At 56.5% G+C, this 4,027-nt stretch carries 3 protein-coding genes; 2 read left to right on the top strand and 1 reads right to left on the bottom strand.

The features are described 5' to 3' along the window. Positions 1–77 precede the first annotated feature (77 nt). Positions 78–1,550, bottom strand: a complete 1,473-nt coding sequence (ilvC, locus tag C0039_RS20755; protein WP_075998670.1) for a ketol-acid reductoisomerase — start codon at positions 1,548–1,550, stop codon at positions 78–80. Positions 1,551–1,698: 148 nt separating this feature from the next. Between ilvC and ilvY the strand changes: the two genes are divergently transcribed. Both ilvY and pssA read left to right on the top strand, forming a co-directional pair. Further along, positions 1,699–2,616, top strand: a complete 918-nt coding sequence (ilvY, locus tag C0039_RS20750) for an HTH-type transcriptional activator IlvY (RefSeq protein WP_243391683.1) — start codon at positions 1,699–1,701, stop codon at positions 2,614–2,616. Positions 2,617–2,649: 33 nt separating this feature from the next. Next, positions 2,650–3,504 (top strand): CDP-diacylglycerol--serine O-phosphatidyltransferase, encoded by an 855-nt coding sequence (gene pssA / locus C0039_RS20745; RefSeq protein ID WP_084179094.1) that lies wholly within the window; start codon positions 2,650–2,652, stop codon positions 3,502–3,504. Positions 3,505–4,027: the final 523 nt, after the last annotated feature.

Here is a 4,027-nt window from a genome sequence, read left to right as displayed (position 1 = left end):
TGAGATTCGCCTTGTGATCCCAAACTGTGGGACAGCAGTGGCCTGCAGGCCCCTTTTTAGTACATTGGACAGCTGCTTTACACGATGCGCTTCATTGCGGTCATGTAACCGCGCAGCTCTGCGCCAATCACTTCTACCGGGTGGTTGCGTATCTCGCTATTAATGGCGATCAGCTCCTGGTTGTCGACGCCATTATCGCCTGCGATACCTTTGCCAATGACGTCAGTATCGACCTTGCCCATAAAGTCGGCCAGCAGTGGGCGACAGGCATGATCGAACAGGTAGCAGCCATACTCGGCGGTATCGGAAATCACCACGTTCATCTCGTAAAGCTTCTTGCGGGCGATCGTATTGGCGATCAGCGGAGTTTCGTGCAGGGATTCGTAGTACGCTGACTCAGCCTTGATGCCTGCGGCCACCATCGTCTCGTAGGCGAGCTCGACGCCGGCCTTGACCATGGCTACCAGCAGAATGCCGTGATCGTAGTACTCCTGTTCAGGGATGTCGGTGTCGGTGCTGGGGGTTTTCTCGAAAGCCGTATCCTGGGTCGCAGCGCGCCACTTGAGAAGGTTGGCATCGTCGTTTCCCCAGTCTTCCATCATGGTGCGGGAGAATTCGCCAGACATGATGTCGTCCTGGTGCTTCTCATAGAGTGGACGCATGATGTCCTTGAGTTCGCCTGCAAGATGGAAGGCGCGGACTTTGGCCGGATTGGACAGCCGGTCCATCATGTTGGTGATGCCGCCGTGCTTGAGGCCTTCGGTTACAGTCTCCCAGCCATACTGAATGAGCTTGGAGGCGTAGCCCGGATCGATCCCTTTCTCTACCATTTTATCGAATGAGAGGATCGCACCGGTTTGCAGCATCCCGCAAAGGATGGTTTGCTCGCCCATCAGGTCGGATTTGACCTCGGCGATGGGGGATGACTCCAGAACGCCCGCGCGGTCGCCGCCAGTGCCGGACGCCAGCGCTTTGGCAATATCCATGCCTTCCCCTTTCGGGTCGTTTTCGCGGTGCACAGCAATCAGGGTGGGTACCCCAAAGCCGCGCTTGTATTCCTCGCGTACCTCGGTGCCCGGACACTTTGGGCACATCATGACCACGGTCAGGTCCTTGCGAACCTGCATGCCTTCCTCCACCAGGTTGAAGCCATGCGCATAGTCCAGGCAGGCGCCGTCTTTCATCAGCGGCATGATTGCCTCGACCACGGCACTATGTTGCTTGTCGGGGGTCAGGTTCATCACCACGTCGGCGGTGGGAATCAGTTCCTCATAGGTGCCGACGTTGAAGCCATTCTCGGTTGCGTTCTTCCAGGACTGACGCTGTTCCACAATCGCACTTTCGCGCAGTGTGTACGACACGTCCAGGCCAGAGTCGCGCAGGTTCAGGCCCTGGTTCAGGCCCTGGGCACCGCAGCCCACGATAACGATTTTTTTGCCTTTCAGGTACTCACAGCCATCGGCGAACTCAGCGCGATCCATGAAACGGCATTTTCCCAGTTCCTCAAGCTGCAGGCGCAGCGGCAGGGTGTTGAAGTAATTTTGTCCCATGGTTGATTCTCCTGTGGGCGAAATAAGACGTAGGCGGCGGTGATAGGTGGTCGTTGCTGTCGTGTGATTCAGCGTGGCAAGGATAGGGAGTTTAATTGCTTGCGTAAAACGCTAAATAAGTAATACTGTGTTGCTCATAGAGCAACAAATGGATATTGATTTGGACACGCGTTCCCTCTCAATTTTTCTATCCGTGGCAGAGACCTTGAGTTTCAGCCGCAGCGCGGAAAGTTTGTTTATGAGTGTATCGGCTGTCAGCCGAACCATCAGCCGTGTAGAGGACGAGGTGGGGCAGGTGCTGTTCCAGCGTGACCGCAGGAATGTTGCGCTAACCCATGCTGGCACAGAGTTTCGAGAGTTCGCCCGCCGAACCCTTGCTGACTGGCAGCAGATCCAGCGCAGTCTCGACAGTGAAGGAACCCTGAGCGGAGAAGTCAGTCTCTACTGCTCGGTGACGGCTAGCCATACCTTGTTGGCGCCAATACTCGCGGCATTTCGCGGGACATACCCGTCTGTGGACATCATGATGCATACGGGTGACCAGGCTGATGGCGTCAGCCGTGTGCTTGCCGGTCAGGATGAATTGGCGGTGACAATACGTCCGCTGCAGCTACCACAGCGCATGGCATTCCTGCCTCTGGTGGACTCCCCTCTGCAATTCTGCATGCCTGCCCTCGATTGTGCCGTGAGAGACAAGGTGGTGGCGGGTCTGGCTGCAGGGACTCTGGACTGGGAGGACTTTCCGCTGATTGTGCCAGAGCGTGGCACCACCAAAGATTTACTGGATGACTGGCTGCGAGAAGAGAGAATTCGCCCTCGTATCTATGCACAGGTGGCAGGTCATGAAGCCATTGTGGCGATGGTCAGCCTGGGTCTGGGGGTTGGGATTGCGCCCCAGCTGGTGATCGAGGCCAGCGGTCCCGGCCTGGGTGTTGACATTGTTCCCACAGATCGTGGTTTGCCCGGTCTTTCGATTGGTCTTGCCGGGCTTCGTAACCGTCTGGACGGTCCTCTGGTAAGTGCGCTTTGGGGCGTCGCCGGGCAGACCTACCCTCAATCCCTTTGATACAATACACAAGTCAACGTACTGGATACGCTTATGCAAGATCATGGGGAGCAATCACCAAAAGAAGAGGAGGGTGATAAGGGCATTGATGCTCCACCAGTCTCCGCGCCATTGGATATGTTGGTTGATGAACACGAGGAGGAAGTGTCTGAGAACGGTCGATCCGTGCGCCGTCAGGGCATTTACCTATTGCCGAATCTGTTCACCACGGGCGCGTTGTTCGCTGGCTTCTACGCGGTGATCGCCGCTATGCGCGGCGACTTTCAAAGCGCCCCCATCGCCATACTGGCAGCCCTGTTTCTCGACGGACTGGATGGCCGTATCGCCAGAATGACCAACACACAGAGTAAGTTTGGGGCGGAGTACGATAGTCTTTCCGATATGGTTTCTTTCGGCGTGGCACCGGCACTGGTGATGTTCAGTTTTGCTTTGGGTGACCTGGGCAAGTTCGGCTGGAGCGCGGCGTTCGTTTACGTGGCTTGCGCCGCACTTCGTCTTGCACGTTTCAACACCCAGATAGACACTGCAGACAAGAACTACTTTACCGGGCTAGCCAGCCCTGCTGCCGCTTGTATCATCGTCAGTGCCGTTTGGGTGTGCAGTGACCTGGGGTGGGCTGGCGCCGATCTGCCAGGCGAAGCAGCATTTATGCTGGCTGTACTGACCGCCATTGTCGGGTTCCTGATGATTGCCAATTTCCCATACTACAGTTTCAAAGGTGTCGACCTGCACGGTCGCGTGCCCTTTGTGGTGATGATCCTGGTTGTACTGGCCTTTGGCCTGGTGACCCTGGATCCGCCGCTGATCCTGTTGATTGCATTTCTCGCTTATGCAGCCTCCGGGCCGGTCATGTCTGTGGTTCAGCGGCGCAGGAAGCAAGGCGAGTAAGCGCCCTGGCCTTGCAATCGCTCTCTGCTACATTCCCAGGGTGTGGGCACTGCACTTTATGGCGTGCAGGTGGCTGCGCTTCCAGCGTCTCGTTTAGCAGGCGCTGTATTTCCCGAGCAAATACCCTCTGGTAGCCACGGCCAGACTGCGCAAAGACAGAGTGTTGCAGAAAGCTGGCCGGCATTCTTTTCGTGGGTGTGCGCAGCAGCGTGACCCTGTAAAGGCCCCCGGGGTCCAGACGATTTACGCCGGCACAAGGACAGGCTGGAGGGCGGCTGTAACGGTCTTCCCGGGTTCTGGAAGTGGGACCAGGTGCTGCATTTGTGTGCCACAACAGTGGTGAAAAATTGGTCGATTTTTGAAGCCGCAGAAAAACTCTGAAATATTTTTCAAAAGGGTCTTGCAGGTGAGCAAACGATACGTATAATGCGCTCCTCGTCTGGGGGTCACCCCTCAGAAGAATCCCACGCCCTGGCGGTCTGGGAGTTACTTAACAAGAAGACGAAGACAGATGTGTGGGCAC

Source organism: Pseudohalioglobus lutimaris (assembly GCF_002866825.1).
GTDB classification, from domain to species: domain Bacteria; phylum Pseudomonadota; class Gammaproteobacteria; order Pseudomonadales; family Halieaceae; genus Halioglobus; species Halioglobus lutimaris.
Note: the sequence above shows the minus strand (reverse complement) of the source record. Positions and strands in the feature narration are given on the sequence as shown.

Excerpts from the sequence above, each read along its gene's own strand:
- ilvY (WP_243391683.1), top strand. The coding sequence starts at position 1,699 with ATGGATATTGATTTGGACACGCGTTCCCTCTCAATTTTTCTATCCGTG.
- ilvC (WP_075998670.1), bottom strand. The coding sequence starts at position 1,550 with ATGGGACAAAATTACTTCAACACCCTGCCGCTGCGCCTGCAGCTTGAG.
- pssA (WP_084179094.1), top strand. The coding sequence starts at position 2,650 with ATGCAAGATCATGGGGAGCAATCACCAAAAGAAGAGGAGGGTGATAAG.